This window comes from Marinomonas sp. TW1, from assembly GCF_001625355.1.
Taxonomy (GTDB): domain Bacteria; phylum Pseudomonadota; class Gammaproteobacteria; order Pseudomonadales; family Marinomonadaceae; genus Marinomonas.
In genome coordinates this window covers 201688-218190 of record NZ_JSEE01000001.1, presented here as the reverse complement: position 1 = coordinate 218190, position 16503 = coordinate 201688, and the positions used below count along the sequence as shown (strand labels likewise).

General features: G+C 44.6%; 13 protein-coding genes and 3 tRNA genes. 14 read left to right on the top strand and 2 right to left on the bottom strand.

Going from position 1 to position 16503, the window contains the following annotated elements; translation table 11 throughout:
- Positions 1-4: 4 nt before the first annotated feature.
- Both OA79_RS00965 and OA79_RS00960 read left to right on the top strand, forming a co-directional pair.
- A tRNA-Asp gene (locus tag OA79_RS00965) sits at positions 5-81 on the top strand.
- 140 nt (positions 82-221) lie between these two features.
- Positions 222-297 (top strand) — tRNA-Val (locus tag OA79_RS00960).
- A gap of 340 nt (positions 298-637) precedes the next feature.
- Here the strand turns inward: OA79_RS00960 and OA79_RS18580 are convergent.
- Positions 638-871 (bottom strand): SidA/IucD/PvdA family monooxygenase, encoded by a 234-nt coding sequence (locus OA79_RS18580; RefSeq protein ID WP_156486194.1) that lies wholly within the window; start codon positions 869-871, stop codon positions 638-640.
- Between the two features lie 276 nt (positions 872-1147).
- Between OA79_RS18580 and OA79_RS00955 the strand changes: the two genes are divergently transcribed.
- From OA79_RS00955 to OA79_RS00900, 12 genes are all read left to right on the top strand, one after another.
- Positions 1148-3259 (top strand): TonB-dependent siderophore receptor, encoded by a 2112-nt coding sequence (locus OA79_RS00955; protein WP_063331356.1) that lies wholly within the window; start codon positions 1148-1150, stop codon positions 3257-3259.
- Positions 3260-3398: 139 nt separating this feature from the next.
- Entirely contained in the window at positions 3399-4394 is a 996-nt protein-coding gene (locus OA79_RS00950) for an iron-siderophore ABC transporter substrate-binding protein (protein WP_231908773.1), read from the top strand.
- 101 nt (positions 4395-4495) lie between these two features.
- Complete coding sequence (locus OA79_RS00945) at positions 4496-5344, top strand: ABC transporter ATP-binding protein (RefSeq protein ID WP_063331355.1); 849 nt, start codon at positions 4496-4498, stop codon at positions 5342-5344.
- Positions 5334-6374, top strand: a complete 1041-nt coding sequence (locus OA79_RS00940) for a FecCD family ABC transporter permease (protein ID WP_063331354.1) — start codon at positions 5334-5336, stop codon at positions 6372-6374. Before OA79_RS00945 ends, OA79_RS00940 begins: the two co-directional genes overlap by 11 nt.
- Complete coding sequence (locus tag OA79_RS00935; RefSeq protein ID WP_063331353.1) at positions 6374-7444, top strand: FecCD family ABC transporter permease; 1071 nt, start codon at positions 6374-6376, stop codon at positions 7442-7444. Before OA79_RS00940 ends, OA79_RS00935 begins: the two co-directional genes overlap by 1 nt.
- Before the next feature lie 161 nt (positions 7445-7605).
- Positions 7606-7681: transfer RNA gene (locus OA79_RS00930), tRNA-Val, on the top strand.
- Positions 7682-8080: 399 nt separating this feature from the next.
- Entirely contained in the window at positions 8081-9760 is a 1680-nt protein-coding gene (locus OA79_RS00925) for a cyclic peptide export ABC transporter (RefSeq protein WP_063331352.1), read from the top strand.
- Positions 9754-11547 (top strand): extracellular solute-binding protein, encoded by a 1794-nt coding sequence (locus tag OA79_RS00920; protein WP_063331351.1) that lies wholly within the window; start codon positions 9754-9756, stop codon positions 11545-11547. Before OA79_RS00925 ends, OA79_RS00920 begins: the two co-directional genes overlap by 7 nt.
- Positions 11526-12608, top strand: coding sequence for an ABC transporter permease subunit (locus OA79_RS00915; protein ID WP_197465334.1), 1083 nt, complete (start codon positions 11526-11528; stop codon positions 12606-12608). Before OA79_RS00920 ends, OA79_RS00915 begins: the two co-directional genes overlap by 22 nt.
- Positions 12605-13633: an ABC transporter permease subunit gene (locus OA79_RS00910; RefSeq protein ID WP_063331350.1), complete on the top strand. Its 1029-nt coding sequence runs from the start codon at positions 12605-12607 to the stop codon at positions 13631-13633. The genes OA79_RS00915 and OA79_RS00910 overlap by 4 nt, the downstream gene beginning before the upstream one ends.
- Positions 13626-15134 (top strand): ATP-binding cassette domain-containing protein, encoded by a 1509-nt coding sequence (locus tag OA79_RS00905; RefSeq protein WP_063331349.1) that lies wholly within the window; start codon positions 13626-13628, stop codon positions 15132-15134. The genes OA79_RS00910 and OA79_RS00905 overlap by 8 nt, the downstream gene beginning before the upstream one ends.
- Positions 15131-15763 carry a nitroreductase family protein gene (locus tag OA79_RS00900; RefSeq protein ID WP_063331348.1) on the top strand — a complete coding sequence of 211 codons (633 nt, stop codon included), beginning with the start codon at positions 15131-15133 and terminating at the stop codon, positions 15761-15763. The genes OA79_RS00905 and OA79_RS00900 overlap by 4 nt, the downstream gene beginning before the upstream one ends.
- Positions 15764-15876: 113 nt before the next feature.
- Here the strand turns inward: OA79_RS00900 and OA79_RS00895 are convergent, their stop codons facing one another.
- Positions 15877-16344, bottom strand: coding sequence for a thioesterase II family protein (locus OA79_RS00895; protein ID WP_231908775.1), 468 nt, complete (start codon positions 16342-16344; stop codon positions 15877-15879).
- Positions 16345-16503 lie beyond the last annotated feature (159 nt).

Here is a 16503-nt window from a genome sequence, read left to right as displayed (position 1 = left end):
CAATGGAGCGGTAGTTCAGTTGGTTAGAATACCTGCCTGTCACGCAGGGGGTCGCGGGTTCGAGTCCCGTCCGTTCCGCCACTTACTTTCATAAGGTAGGTTGGTAGTATCACTCATCACAATGGTGAGCATGTCGTTTTATTGGGATTCTGTACCCATAATTCGCATCGACATTGGAGTCCAGCACTCCGATCAAAATATTGGCTTTTATAAGTCAAATTGGGTGTGTAGCTCAGTTGGGAGAGCGTCGCCCTTACAAGGCGAATGTCGGGAGTTCGAACCTCTCCACACCCACCATCTTTTATTATTTTTCAGAAAATACCTTTCAAATATTTGATTTACAACTCTTTTTTTTATATTGCATAATATTTGTGATAACTCTGTGATCATATTTTTTAAATATATTGTGTTACCTCAGTGTGACTTTTCTATGCCATATATGATAATTCCTATGTTTCGTTGTCTTCTTTTTAAAGCATTTCTTGTATATTTTGGACGATCGCACGAATAAATCACAGACCTTATAGATTTTCTCTCTTCGAATACCTTGTTTTACCTTATTAGTTCTCTCTGTCACTCGACTAATTTGAAGTTTTCATTGCTTTGTATTTTCGCTAGATCTTGTGTGAGTAGATTTTTATTTGAAGTTGTGTGACCTAAGGTTTGTGTCAATCGGTGTTCTTAGTAGCACTAAAGATGAGCTGTATACCGCTTTTTCGCAATGCAGGGGCGTCCCATCAATTAGCATATTAGGGTGCCAATTAAATTCTTTAGATTGTTCAAAAATGCGTCCATTCAATTCTTTTATCGGCGCGGCCATGCAAGCAAAACTTAGATTAAATGGCCTTGCAGTACGATTTAGAGTTTCCATAGTGGTAGATCCCTCGAACATAGCCATATCAAAGACAATAATAAATATTATCACTCGTGTTTACTGCTATAGAGCATAATCTAGATCTTGAGGTTAATGATCTCGTTCTATGCTTTTTTGAGGTGATTATGGTTTTTCCTAATTGTGCAAAAAATAAGAATTTAAATAAATGGTAAAGGTTATTAATTGAGTGTGATTATCATTTGTAATAAAAATGCCTTGTGAAATTTAGATTTAGTTTTCTAACAAAATGTCTGATTGAGCTAGGAGTAGAGTATGAGACTTCCCAAAAAAGGGATTTTGGTGCCGTCACTTGTTGCCATTGCCGTGAGTATTGCTATTAATGCAAAAGCAGAAGAACAAGAGTCAGATACCGCGCAAGATCAAATTGATGTGGAGCTGAACACATTAGGCTCGTTGTACGTATATGGGGAGCCAGAAGAAATTAAATCAGCTACCAAATTAAACTTGTCAGTATACGAAACACCGCAAACTGTCTCCGTCATCTCTGAAGACCAAATGGAAGATTTGGCATTAACGGATGTGGCGTCTTTGCTTCACTATGCGCCAGGCGTTACGGTAGAAAATGTCGAACCCAACAGAACATATTATACGGCCCGCGGCTTTGATATTGTGAATTTCCAATATGATGGTGTGGGGGTTCCATTCTCATATGGTCTAACCCAAGGACAAGAAGACACCGCAATCTATGAACAAGTAGAAGTGGTTAAGGGTGCTACGGGTCTTATTACTAGTTTAGCCAACCCATCAGCCACCATTAACTACGTCCGCAAACGTCCAACAAAAGAAGCGCAGGCATCTGTTGAAGCTTCCGCCGGCAGTTGGAACCAGCGTCGTGTTGAAGGGGATGTGTCTGGCTCAATTGTAGGAGATAAACTAAAAGGACGCATTGTAGTTGCTAAGGAAGAAGGCGATTCTTACTTAGACCGTTATTCTAAAGAACGAGAGGTGTTTTACGGAATTCTGAGTGGTGATATCACCGATTCTACTCGTTACGCCATTGGCCATAGCATTAACGATAGTCATGCAGACGGAAACCCTTCTGGCGCTTTACCTCTGTTTTATAGTGATGGTTCTTTGACCAGTTACAGCCGCTCCACCAACACCGCCCCAGACTGGGCTTATCAAGATGTGACCCAAACTCGCACATTCTTAGAGTTGGAACATGACCTCAGTTCAAACTGGATGGTTAAAGCTATTTATACCCGTGATGTGCAGGAAAAAGAATGGGAGTCCTTCTACACTACAGGTAACCCAGACCCGAATACAGGCACTGGGTTAACGGCGGAGGCAAGTTATTACGAAGCGAAAGAAACAGAGCAAATTATAGATCTGTTTGTGACAGGCTCATTATCTGCTTGGGGACAAGATCATGAGTTAGTGGCTGGTGTAAACATGGCCGATATTGAACTAACTGGTCGTACTGTGTATGCCTCTGCATGGCGCTATAATTCTATAGGCTCAGACTGGGCAGATGGCAATGTGTCCCGACCAGACTTTGATGCCTATGATGCCAGCTCACAATCCACCGATATTAATCAAACTCAAGATTCTTATTACGTTTCGACCCGAATTAAAGCGAACGATGATCTTGCGGTGTTGCTTGGTGCTCGTGCGATTGATATTGAACAATCTGGTATCAACTATGGAAGCAATCAAGACGCTTCAGCCAATGAAGTGGTGCCTTACATTGGAGTGACCTATGAGGCGATGGTTGGAACCTTGCTATATGGTAGCTATAGCAAGGTCTTTAAAGCGCAAACTTGGGTTGATGATAGTCTTAATCCCCTAGGGCCAGTTGAAGGAGATAGCTATGAGTTTGGTTTAAAACAAGAGTTATACGACGGTCGTGCAGTCCTTACCTTGGCGCGCTTTGGCTCTGAACAAGACAACTTTGGTGAGTATGTTACCCGAGATGCAACCAGTGGTCTGAATATATATAAGGGTGTCACTTACAAAAGTGAAGGGTACGAGGTCGAGCTTTCCGGTGAAGTGTTGGAGGGACTCAATGTGAGTGCAGGATACACCACTGTACGCATCGAAGATAAAGATGGCAAAAAAGCTCGTACTTACATTCCTACCGAACAGTTCAGCTTAGCGCTGGCGTACCACCTACCACAGATTGAGGGCTTACGTCTTGGTACTGGAGTAAATTGGCAAAATGAAATCTATTACAGCGGTAAGGAAGTGCAAGGTAGCTATGCACTGGTGGATATGTTTGCTCAATATAATATTGACCAGAACTGGAACTTAGCCCTTAACATTAAAAACGTGGGCGATGAGAAATACCGTGAAAGTCCACAGTGGGGACAGTCCTATTATGGTCCAGGTCGTTCAGTCTTAGGGACGGTGACTTGGACCTACTAAGAATTTTACGTCACTTACAGACTAACGGAACGGTGTAAATCAGTCGTAGCAAGACGAGGAGAGCCACTCATTTTATTCCTCTTATGAGTGTGCTCGTCTTTATTATTAAGACAGCTTCTATCAAAAGTGAAACATCATTATGAAAATTTCAACCATCCTCCTCTCCCGCATTAGTCAATGCACGCTCGCCGCCATGGCGATTTTTTGTTCTATGTGGAGCATTGCAACCGAATACCCTCTGACTATAGAGCACAAGTTCGGCACCACAGTTATTTCCGGATTGCCCAAGAGGGTCGCTACGGTGGATTGGGGTGGTGGTGATAATTTACTCGCCCTTGGTTATCAGCCATTAACAGTACGTTATTGGTTTGGTGACAATGAGAGTGGTGTCTGGCCTTGGGCGCAGCCTTATCTGAATACCACACCAGAGCTGATTAGAGGTGAGTTGAACTTTGAGCAAATCGCCAAGACCAACCCTGATGTGATCATTGCCATCCGTTCAGGTATTTCAAAAGAAGATTATGAGCAGTTGAGTAAGATAGCACCGGTGGTTGCAGCCCCTAAAGATGTTGGCATGTACATGCTTACTTGGGAAGAGAGGGCTCAAATTATTGGAAAAGTTGTAAACAAAGAGCTAGAGGTCGCGGCTAGGATTGCAGACATTAAAAGGAAAATTGAATCTGTTAAAGCCAGTCATCCTGATTGGTCAAACAAGACCTTAGCGATGGCAACATATTGGAATGGCAGTGTGGGAGTGTACTCAGAGGAGGATGTTACGGTACGTTTGAAAACCGAATTAGGGTTGAGAGTAGACCCGCGTATCAATGCTTTAAGTAGCAAAGGTAATTTTTACACTACTATCTCTGAAGAACAATTATTCCTATTAGATGCCGATATTTTATTTTGGTATACAGGGGAAGGTGCCAAAGAAAAGATTGAATCCCTCGTGCTACGTCCGCATCTACGTGCCTATAAGGAAGGCCGTGAGGTCTTTTTGTCCACTTCCTCCATTCTTAATGGAGCCATTTCTTACGGTAGTTTACTTAGTTTGCCTGTGGCCATCGAGACAATAGTTCCCCTAATTGAGCAAGCTATTGATGGAGACCCAAATACTAAGGTTATGAATACGCCTTAAGGTGGAGTTTTCTGGTATTTAGCAAAGTGATAGCTTACTCAATGATCTGTAATTTGGTTATTGAATACGGCGTTGGCATTGATAAAAAGTGGTAGATGTAAATGAGTAAACGGGTTCATAGCAATATCAGGCTGGCAGGTGATGATCTTTCGGTTGCCTATGGCGACAGAGTGATTCTCAAGCAGGTTAATTTTCAAGTGCCGCCTAATCAAGTGACTGTCTTAATTGGTCCAAATGGCAGTGGCAAGTCTACCTTGTTGAAAACCCTCTCACGGATTCTTACTCCAAAAACGGGGTGTGTATTGTTAGATGGCCACGATATTCACAAATCTCATACCCGCGATGTGGCGAAAAAACTTGCTGTATTACCTCAAGGGCCAGTGGCTCCAGAGGGGTTAACAGTAAAGGAGCTGGTTTCTCAGGGGCGATTTTCACATCAGAGTTTGTTCAGACAATGGTCCACCGAAGATGAAGGCGCCGTACAGGCGGCTATGGATGTGACTCAAGTTAGTGAGTTTGCCAATAGATTAGCGGATGATTTGTCTGGTGGGCAACGCCAGCGTTGTTGGATTGCGATGGTACTGGCTCAAGAGACAGATCTGATTTTGCTGGATGAGCCGACGACATATCTCGATTTAAAAGTACAAGTAGATTTGATGAATCTGTTAGTGCATTTAGCCCATGATTTACAGCGAACGCTAGTGGTGGTTTTGCATGAGCTAAATTTAGCCGCTGCCTATGCAGATTATTTGGTTATGATGCGTGATGGTGAAATCTGTCAACATGGCAAGCCAAATGATGTTTTTACTAGTGAAAATTTAAAAAGCGTATTTGATTTAGACGCTAGGGTAGTTCAAGAACCTATTTCTAAACAGCTTATTTGTATTCCCAATTATCCATCATCACTTCACCCAAATTTTCACACTGAGTATCAGCCTAATGAAGAATAGAGAGGGAACTCTTTATCCGCGAGTTAATTTAAAGCGCCATGGTCGAGTGGGACGCAGTGCTGGGATAGTGGTGATGTCATGGCTATTAGCATCGATGTTTGTATGGCATTTAGCCTTAGGGGCCACATCACTTCCTATGGCGGCGGTGTATGATGCTCTGTTTCATTTTGATAGTAGTAATTTCAATCATTTAATTGTTAAGAGTATTCGATTACCAAGAGCTTTGGTGGCTGTGTTAGTGGGCGCCAGCTTAAGTGTCGCTGGCGCCCTAATGCAGGGGGTAACTCGCAACCCTTTAGCTGAACCGGGAATTTTGGGGCTGATGGCGGGTGCATCGTTTGCCGTGGTATGTGCCATGACCATATTTCCTTCAGTAGCGACAGAATTTCTTCCTTGGATCGCTGCATTAGGGGCTTTAGTGACGGCCATAGGAGTTTGGTTTATCGCTCAATCGGTACCCGGCGGTGCAACACCATTAGCGTTAACGCTCACTGGTGCAGCCATTACTGCCTTCTTAGGTACATTGATTTCTGTGATGTATTTGTTGAGCCAGGATACTTTTGAGCAGTTACGGGTGTGGTTGACGGGGTCGCTAGCAGGGCGGCGTCTAGATGATGTAACGATCGCTCTGCCGGCTATCTTGGCAATGTTAGCCTTTGCCATGTCCTTGTCTAGAAATGTTACTGTGCTTGCAATGGGGGATAGCATGGCCAAAGGCATTGGAGCTAATACTGCTTGGTTGAAAGGGCAAGTGCTGATGTGTGTGGTGATTTTGACAGCATGTTCTGTGTCATTGGCTGGCCCTTTAGGCTTTGTTGGGTTAGTTGTGCCTCATACAGTGCGTCTATTTGTCGGAGCAGATTATCGTTGGGTGGTTCCCTATTCGGCATTGTTTGGCGCTATATATCTGTTGGGGGTGGATGCGATAGCTCGGGTGTTGATCCGCCCAGAGGAGATATCGACAGGAATCATTACGGCTTTAGTAGGGGGCCCCTTGTTTATTTATTTAGTTCGTAAAAGGGCTCATTAATGTGGTTCGTTGATAAATCTCACCCTAAAGTGCTGGTTATTCGAAAATTTGGCGAGCACTTTTCGCTTCGTTTAGGGATTAAGGCATTAGGTGTTTTGTTAGTGCTATTGATCGCATGTATTTTATTGATCATGCTCAGTCTATCGATAGGAAGCTATCAATTAAGCGTGCAACAGGTTTGGCAGGTCGTTTGGGGAAGTCTGCCCAGCGAGCATATGAATACTGTGGTTTGGGAGTTTCGTTTCCCTAGGGTGTTGGTTGCTATGTTAGTGGGTGCCATGCTTGCTTTGTCGGGTTCAGCTTTACAAAGTGCTACGGGCAATTCCTTAGCAGACCCTTCGTTAGTGGGTATTTCTCAGGGGGCGGGGATGGCGGTGGTTTTGCTAACGGTACTTTTGCCTCAGATTGTCGATGTTTGGAGACCGTGGTTGGCGTTTTTAGGTGCATTAAGTGTTGCAGCAGTGATTCAAGGACTGAGTTGGAGTCGTCAGGGTAAGAACTCTATTCGCTTTGTCCTTATGGGAATTGGAGTAGCAGCCTTTATAAACGCCATTACTTCAGCGTTGATGACCTATGGTCAGATTGATCAGGCCATGTCGGCCTTGGTATGGTTAAGCGGAAGTATCAATGGAACTGATTGGATGGATGTGTCTCTGTTAGCGACTTGGTTTATGGTGCTTCTGCCATTCATACTTGTGCTTAGCCGTTCTATATCTACCTTGAAAATGGGAGAGGTGACAGCCATAAGCCTTGGGGTATCCTTACCACAGCTGCGCATTGGACTTGTTTGTTTAGCGGTAGGACTTGCTGCCGTGGCTACGGCGGTGGTGGGCCCTCTCGGTTTTATTGGCCTAATTGCTCCTCATATAGCTCAGCGCATTACGCATAGCGGCACAGGCCTGCGATTGCTAATTACCGCGGTAGTGGGGGCTCTGATTGTTGCTCTGGCCGATTTACTTGGGCGCATTCTGTTTGAGCCGATACAGATTCCTGCTGGGTTGATGACAGCACTGATCGGAGTCCCTATGTTTATCTTTTTAATACGCCGTAGCAGTACAGGGAGAGCTTAAGCTCTAGTACTAGACGGTGCCGTAATATCTTTAAAAGACTTGCCTGTTACCTAGGTGTCCGGTTTTATTAGACCACTACAGTTGGGATTTTGCCCTAGCAAGGTGCATCGACACTGGAGTCCAGCACTCCGATCAAAATATTGGCTTTTATAAGTCAAATTGGGTGTGTAGCTCAGTTGGGAGAGCGTCGCCCTTACAAGGCGAATGTCGGGAGTTCGAACCTCTCCACACCCACCATTCAATTTTCTCTTTCTTGTATTATCCAATCCTTTTGTCGTTAATTACCTTCAGTATTTTATAAATCTAGCTCTGTTTTATATGTTGCTTAATTGCGATCAGCTTAATCGCTCAAGTTTACTTAGCTAAGTAATTTTTTGTGTAATCCTCTAATTTTACGGTTAGCCCTGCAGAGGTATATTTCCAGACTTTAATGTATTTTTAATCATTGTTTCCTCTTACTGTATTTTTGGTGCTCTAACATTAGAGGAGCTTTAAATACTAAGTTTTATTGTCATATATAAAGTTGTTTTTTTCATTTTAGAGAGGTGTAGCTTTTATTATTCCGCTATTATTTTTACGCCACCTGTTTTATTATGAAGGTAGTAATAATTCTCGTTTTCTTTATGGGTGTGGTAAATGTCTCTAGTATGGACGCTGTTACGCGGTAGTTCCTTGAAATTTTTTTTCGCGGTTGTTCTAAGCGCCTTAAGTGCCGGTTGTGGTATTGCTGTTATCTCTATGATAGGTCAGGTTGCTTCTGCCGATGATATTACTGGGCTGGATGTGGCTCTGCTGTTTGTGTTTATCTTGCTGTTGTTTTGTTTCAGCGTCAGTTCGCAGGCGATGTTGACGTCGCTTGGTCATCATGTGGTGCATCGATTACGTCTCCATTTGAGTCGTCGTATTCTAAAAACGTCTGTTGAACGCATTGACCAACTAGGCCAACCAACCATCCTGGCGACTCTCACCAAGGACGTTACTTCCATTAGTCAGGCGTTTAACAGTTTGCCTTTTGTTGTCTACGGGGCAGCTGTTTTACTGTGTTGTTATGGTTATTTAATTCAGCTTTCTGTGCCGTTTTTCCTCAGTACCTTGGTCATGACAATCACCTCTGTTTTTATTGCTAAGCAGCTTATGTCTGCCTCACGAAAGTTGAAACGGGAGGTCAGAGAAAACGATGACGCCTTATACGATCGTTACGCAGGATTATTACTGGGGCGGAATGAACTTAAGTTGAGCCGAGCACGACGCCGTCGTTTTTTTGAAGACAGTTTAACGCCGATAGTAGGCAAGGCCTTGGACCTTGAAGTCCGAGCGGATCGCTATACGGTGCTCACTGGCAGTTGGGTGAACACTTCCATTCTTTTATTAATTGCCATCATTATCTTAATTCATGTCCTGTTTGCTGTTGGTTCGAAAGAACAACTGATGGGGTTTGCCTTGACTATTCTGTATCTGCGCTCTCCCTTGGCCGGCATGATTGGCTCTTTACCCGCTTTAATACAAGGCTCTGTGGCCTATAACAAAGTGCAGCAGCTGGCGTTAAATGAAGATGAAGATAAACCCGATCATGAACGAGCCTTAGAAAAGCACTGGCAATCGCTAGAGCTTCGTGATGTGACTTATCAATACCCTTCAGAAGCCGATGAACAGGGTTTTTCGGTGGGACCAATTAATTTCAAATTAACGCCGGGTGAATTGGTGTTCTGGGTAGGCGGAAATGGCAGTGGAAAGTCTTCCTGCGCGCGCCTTATCACGGGGCTTTATCACCCTCATGGTGGCGAGGTTTTCTTTGCTGGTGAAAAAATCGACGAGACGAATCGAGATTGGTTTTTGAGCCATTTTTCTGTGGTGTTTGCTGATTTTTACCTGTTTAAGCAACTGATTAACGAAACCGGTGACAGGCCGGATGAAGCCTTGGTAACACATTATCTGAATGCCTTGGCACTGGAGCAAAAAGTCACTGTATCAGAGGGTGAGTTAAGTTCGACCAAGTTGTCCCAAGGGCAACGTAAGCGCCTTGCTTTGTTGTTAGCGTATTTGGAAAACCGCAGCATTATTTTGTTGGACGAGTGGGCGGCTGATCAAGACCCTTCTTTTCGAAAAGTGTTTTATACCGAGCTCTTACCTGAGCTGAAAGCCAGAGGCAAAACGGTGATCGCCATTACTCACGATGATCATTACTTTCACTTGGCTGACAAAGTTTACCGCATTCATCAAGGCACCATGAGCTTACTTGAATACGAACACTCTGATAACCAGACGATGGCTGCGGCAATACCCCCGCATAATGATAAGGAAAAATTGAAATGTTGAGAAAGACCGCACGTATATTGGTGATGACTTTTTTCTGCTGTGCGCATCTTGTTCAAGCCGACGAAGTCACTCACGCCGTTGCGCTTTATGGTGAACCAAAATACCCAGCGAATTTTGATCACTTTGAATACGCTAATCCCAATGCTCCTAAACAAGGGGAATTGGTGATGGCTGAAGTGGGCAGTTTTGATTCTCTTCATCAGTTTATTAATCTCGGCTCCAAACCCAGAGGTTTGTTTTGGCTGTACGACAGTCTGACCGATCGTGGTCATGATAAAGACGAAATCAAAACGCGTTATGGCGTGCTAGCCGAGACCATTACCATTGCCGACGATAATGCTTGGGTTAAATACACACTCAGAAAAGATGCTCGATTCAGTGATGGCACACCGGTTACCGCAGAAGATGTGGCATTCTCAGTCGAAACCTACCAGGCGCAAGGGCTCAGCAATATTAAGTCCCGTTTTCAGGGGGTGAAAAGTGTTGATGTATTGAGTTCAAGAGAAGTGCGATTTAATTTTGGCAAAGGGGGAAGTCGTTTACAGGTTTTAAACTCAGGCAACCTGCCCGTATTGTCGAAACGTTTCTGGGAAGGCAAGGATTTTACTCAGTCTTCTCTAGAGGTTCCGGTGGGTAGCGGGCCCTATAAGATTACCTCTGTGGTGCCTGGTCGCAGTATCACTTATACCCTGCGTGATGACTATTGGGCAAAGGATTTACCTGCTAATCAAGGTAAATACAACTTTAAAACCATTCGTGTTGAATATTTCCGCGACCGTAACGCTGCCGTTCAGGCACTGGAAGCGGGCGAGGTGAATTACATTGCCGAGTCCAATCTGGCTCGTTGGAAAAAACTCTATCAAGGTAAAGCCTTTACTGACGGGAAAATCATCAAAGAGAAAATTGATTATGATGCGCCGTCCTTTGTTACCGCAATCTTGTTTAACTTACGAGAAGCAAAATTTGCGAATCCTAAGACTCGTGAAGCCTTGGTGTATGCCTTTGACTTTGAATGGTTAAACAAGCGTGCTTTTGGCGGACAATACACGCGAGCTGAGAGCCTTTTTAATAACAGCTTTCTGGCTTCCAGTGGTGATATCTCCCCGAAAGAGAAAGCGATCTTAACGCCTTTTCGTCAGAACCTGCCGGATGAGTTGTTTAATAAGACCTTTTCCTGGCCCACGACAGACGGGTCGGGTGACAACCGACAAAACTTGATAAAAGCCAAAGCACTGCTAGAAGGGGCGGGTTGGACGCTGGAAGGAGGCAAACTGGTGGACGCTCAGAATAGGCCGTTTGTTATTCGCTTTTTGGTGCCTTCTGCTGATATGAAGCCTGCTCTGGGAGCGTATTTACAGAATCTGAAACGTCTTGGTATAGAAGGGCAAATTTCCGTTAGAACCGGAACCGAATTTTACAAGCAGTTAATGCAACGTCAGTTTGATATGACGCCTATTCAGTATAAGGTGCGCATTCCGCCTAATACCGAAGTGCAATCGGCCTTACTGTCTTCGTTTGCTAATGTGGCGACCAGCAGCAACATCGCAGGGTTTAACGATCCGGTGATTGATGAATTGGTAGAAGGTTTGGTTCACGCGCCAGATTATCAACAGACAGAAAATTACGGTAGAGCATTAGATCGAGTCTTGAAATGGAATTATTACTTTTTACCTCTTTGGGCGCGAAATTTTCAGTTAGTGGCCCATGCTGATGAGATCAAGCGTCCACAAGTGAATCCAGCTTATGGTTATGAAGTGGAATTCTGGTGGGACGAGAAGAGTCAGTAAGCACGATGATGCGACATTACCTGATAAAGCGTTTGTTGTTGATCGTACCTACTTTATTGGCGATCGTGACGCTGAATTTTTTCCTGTTGCAGTGGTTACCTGGGGGGCCGATTGATGCTGTTTTAGCGAAAATGAGCGGCGTTGAAACAGGTACAACGGCATTGTTTGAGAGTGACGGTTCGTCACTCGATTATCATCAGATTGATGAGCAATTGCGTGAGAAAATTGCCAATCAATATGGTTTTGATCAACCACTGTGGCGGCGCTATGTAGATACTCTGTTGCATTATCTGAGTCTTGATCTTGGTCAGAGTTATTTTAGTGGTCAGGCGGTCTCTTCCCTAATTTTCAGTAAGCTACCGACATCGTTTTCTATCGGCTTCTGGAGTTTACTGATTATTTATCTTGTTGCTGTGCCTTTAGGTGTCTGGAAGGCGCTTAGTCGAGGTGGTTGGTTAGATGCTTTAACGAGCTTGACCCTGTTTATCTCCTTTGCGCTTCCGACTTTTATTATTGCCATTCTGTTGATGATTTTGTTTGCTAGCGGTGGCGTGTTTAGCTGGTTTCCTTTAAGAGGGTTGGTGTCGGCAGACTTTTCTCAGCTTTCGTTGTGGGCTCAGGTGAAAGATTATGTCTGGCATTTAATGTTACCCGTGATGACCTGTGTGGCGGGGGGATTGGCTCCGATTACCTTGCTGGTGAAAAACGCCGTGGTGGATCAACTTCATCAGAATTATGTGGAAACGGCACTGAGCATGGGGGAAAGTCGGCAGGGTGTGATTTTTCGCCATGTGTTACCAAACAGTCTGTTGGTATTGGTTGCGCGTATTCCCACTGATCTGTTGGCTTTATTCATTGGTGGTGCCTTGCTGGTGGAGATTATTTTTTCGTTGGATGGCATTGCCTTGCTGGCCTTTGAGTCCGTATTGCAGCGGGATTATCCCGTGGTGTTGGGCGTCATCTACCTTTATTCTCTGTTAGGGTTTGGTATGACTCTTGTTGGGGACATGCTTTACCGTCTGGTGGACCCAAGGTTGAGCTTTGAGGCGGTGAGAGGATGAGATGGCAGGGCAAGCAGACTGGTGTTCTGCGGCATGGTAAAGGTGCTGTGTTTTTCTTGGCAGCGGTCTTTCTATTAAGCTGTTTGTCTCCGCTTATCGCCAACGATAAGCCCTTGGTAATTCATTATAAACAGCAATGGTTTTTTCCTATCGTAAAAGCTTACCCTGAAACAGCGTTCGGTGGTTTTTTTGACACTGAAACCAATTATAAAGATGACTTTATTACTCAGGAAATCCTCCAACGTGGTGATTGGTTGTGGCCTCCTGTGCGCTTTTCGTATGACACGATTAATTATGATGTTAGCTTTCCTTCGCCGCCTTCCAGTACCAATTGGCTTGGCGTTGATGACCAAGGGCGCGATGTGCTGGCCCGTATTCTGTATGGTACGCAGATCAGCCTACTCTTTGCTTTGGGACTAAGTACTAGTGTCGCTTTTCTTGCGCTGTGTTTCGGAGCTTGGCAGGGATATTTTGGCGGCAAGGTCGATTTGATTGGGCAGCGCATTACCGAAATTTGGGGAGCCATTCCTGCCATTTTTATTGTCATGATTCTTTCCAGTCTGGTTCGCCCCGGTCCATGGCTGCTGTTGATGATTCTCGCTCTGCTGGGTTGGCATCATTTAGCACAGCAAGTTAGAGCAGAGGTCTTGCGTATTCGTCAGTTGGATTATGTACAAGCCGCTATTATTGCCGGTATATCGGATCAACGTATTATCTTCACTCATGTCTTGCCAAATGCGTTGGTCGCATTACTGAGTAATTTACCCTTTATTTTTGCTGGAGCCTTGGGGGCATTAATTACCTTGGACTTTCTTGGTTTTGGTTTGCCTTCTGGTTACCCTTCCCTGGGCGAGTTGCTGGCACAAGGAAAAAACAATTTACAGGCTCCATGGCTTGGTGTGACGGGTTGTTTGTATATTTTGATGTTAGTGACTTCGGTGGTTTTAATTGGCGAAATGGCTCAAGAACGCTCAGCAAATCGTACCTCTAACTTAGGGCAAAAAGGAGAGAAACGGCATGCTTAGTTGCCAAGGGGTTTCTTTTTCCATTGCCAATCAAGCTTTACTGGAGAATATACATTTTCACCTTCCAGCAGGAAAAACGCTGGCGATAGTGGGTGAGAGCGGCGCAGGAAAAACACTGCTTTCCAAGTTGATACTGGGATTGCAACCAGAAGAGGGTCGCCTTCAAGGTGATATGCTACTGGAAGGTCAATCGCTTATTCAGTACAAGGATAAAGATTGGCAAGCCATCAGAGGGCGATTGATTGGGCGAGTGGCCCAAGAGCCTCTTTCTGCATTAAACCCCGTCAAACGGATAGAATGGATATTAATCCGAGCGCTTCGCCTGCATTCTGATAAAAGGTTGTCAAAATACCAGTGTGCCGAAAAGATAGGCGCTTTGTTGGATCAAGTGGGCTTGCCAGCAGAACACAAACGACGTTTTCCTCATCAGCTTTCAGGTGGTCAACGACAGCGTGTGTTGATTGCTCTGGCAATGGCGAATAACCCAAAACTCATTATTGCGGATGAACCGTCAACCGCATTGGATAGCCATACTCAACAACAAATCATGACCCTGTTGAAACAGCTGCAAACCCGTTTGAATATGACCATGGTCTTTATTTCGCATGATTTGCAAATGGTGCAGGCAATGGCCGATCACGTCTTGGTACTTAAGCACGGGAAGATTGTTGAACAGGGCAGTGTCGATAGGATTTTTTCCGCTCCAGAACACGAATATACCCAAAAGCTGCTGGCGCCAGACGCTATGCAGCGTATTACGGCGAATTCTTTATCACCCTTATTGAAGGTGAAGGATCTAAAGGTGAAAGGCATTCTTCATGGGGTGAGTTTTGATCTTAAGCTGGGGGAAAATCTGGGGGTAATCGGCGAGAGTGGTGCGGGAAAATCTACTCTTGCAAAGGCATTACTCAGGCTGATGCCAGCCAGCGGCCAGATTGCTTTCAATAAACAGGACTGGTTGTCTTTAGCACCTAAAGTGCTTCGTCAGCAACGCGCCAGTATGCAATTTGTGTTTCAGGATACCGCTGCTAGTTTTAACCCTCGTCTTACCATTCGACGCTCTTTAACAGATGTGTATCGAGTTGGTAATGTGTCAGAAAGTCCCCCAAGTCTGGATGTGAAATTAGCTAACGCCATACAGGAAGTGGGTTTGGATTCCGCGTTATTAGATCGTTATCCTCATGAGTTATCCGGCGGACAACGGCAGAGAATCATGATCGCAAGGGCGCTTATTTTGTCACCTAAATTACTCATTTTAGATGAGCCAACAACGGCGCTGGATAAGCTAAGTCGGAAAAGTATCATCACTTTAATACAAACATTGCAAGCACAGCGACATTTTAGTTTGATCGTCATCAGTCATGATGAGGGGCTTTTGGAGCTCCTATGTCATCAGTATCTGGTGCTGTCTGGTGGCCGACAACTTTCGTTTGGGAAATGGCCTAAGCAGACAGCTGATCAAACTCACGAGATCGCACCATTACAGGTTGAGTCATTATGAAATCCTTACAGGCATTATTAAATCGGCGTTCATATTGTCGTAAAAAACTCACGTATCCAGCGCCAGATGACCAAGCGCTAAAGTCGCTTTTTGATCTAGTAATGACCACGCCAGATCATGGCAACTTAAAACCTTGGCGTTTTTTGGTGGTAAAAGAAAAGAACATGTCTAAGTTGGCTCAGGCCACGTTGGAAATGTATCGCCAGCAATCAGCTGATGGCAAGGTGACGGAGAAAGCGCGGCGTTCGGCTAAAGAAATTGCGGAATCTCCTATGATGATTATTGCGATTAGCAATGTCAGGCCGGAACACAAGGTCTCACTTTGGGATCAGCGGCTATGTGGTGGTGCGGCAGTGCAGAACATCATGAATGGCCTGCACCTGATGGGCTATGGTGCTTTCTGGTATACCTTCTTAGCAGGCAATGCGCTCAAACCGGTTTTGGGTATGAAGCCGGAAGATCAGGTGTTGGGAGCGATTGCGGTGGGGACGCCAATAGAGCGTTTTAAACGTCCGCTGAAACGTAAGGCTCCTGATGATTACTGTTTTGAATGGCAAGGTTTGGGGGAAGTTGCCATACCTCTTTTCTCCGATAAAAATGAGTTAAATAGTCTTAAGCGAAGAGACTAGTGTCGTGAGGAACCTTTCCAAATCTGACTGAAAATAGAAATGATCACCAGGCCAGTTTATATGTTGATATTCTTCACTATAGTGTGCCCACTCCTTGAGATGCTCAAGTTTGACTAAAGGATCATCCATGCCATGAATCGTGGTAATAGGGCAGGATAATGGTGTTTTTTCTGGTTCTGGTAATGCTCATTCAAGGTGAGATCTGCACGTATAATGGGGAGAACCAGTTCCAGTAATTCTGGATGATTAAGTGCTTCCTGTTTTAGTCCGCCTATTTGCTTGAGTGTGGTAATCAATTCTGAATCGCTTAAATGACTTTTAAGTGAGGTTTCTTCCCGTTTGTTAGGGGCATGGCTTGATGAGATAAAAACGCTTTGGGGTGTCTTATATGGGCTTTGTTGAATCTGTAGTGTCAGCTCATAAGCAACAATGCCGCCAAGGCTGTGACCAAACAGATGGTAGTCGTCATCTTCTTTCAGCACTTCCTGTAACTCATTCATCATATCATTTGTTAAGGCGTCTATGCTGTTGGCTAGAGGGTTGGTAAAGCGCCGCCCCCGACCGGGATATTCTGGGCAGATGAGCTTAATGTTTCTTTGTTTAAGAATTGGGTTTCATGGTGCGAAAAGGCTGGATGAGCTGCCTGAAGAAGGAAAGCAAATAAGTTTCATAGTTTTAGTACGGTAAATTGTTAAGAAAAGCCGCCTGTATTCAAGCGGCAAAGCAAAAGAGACAATAAG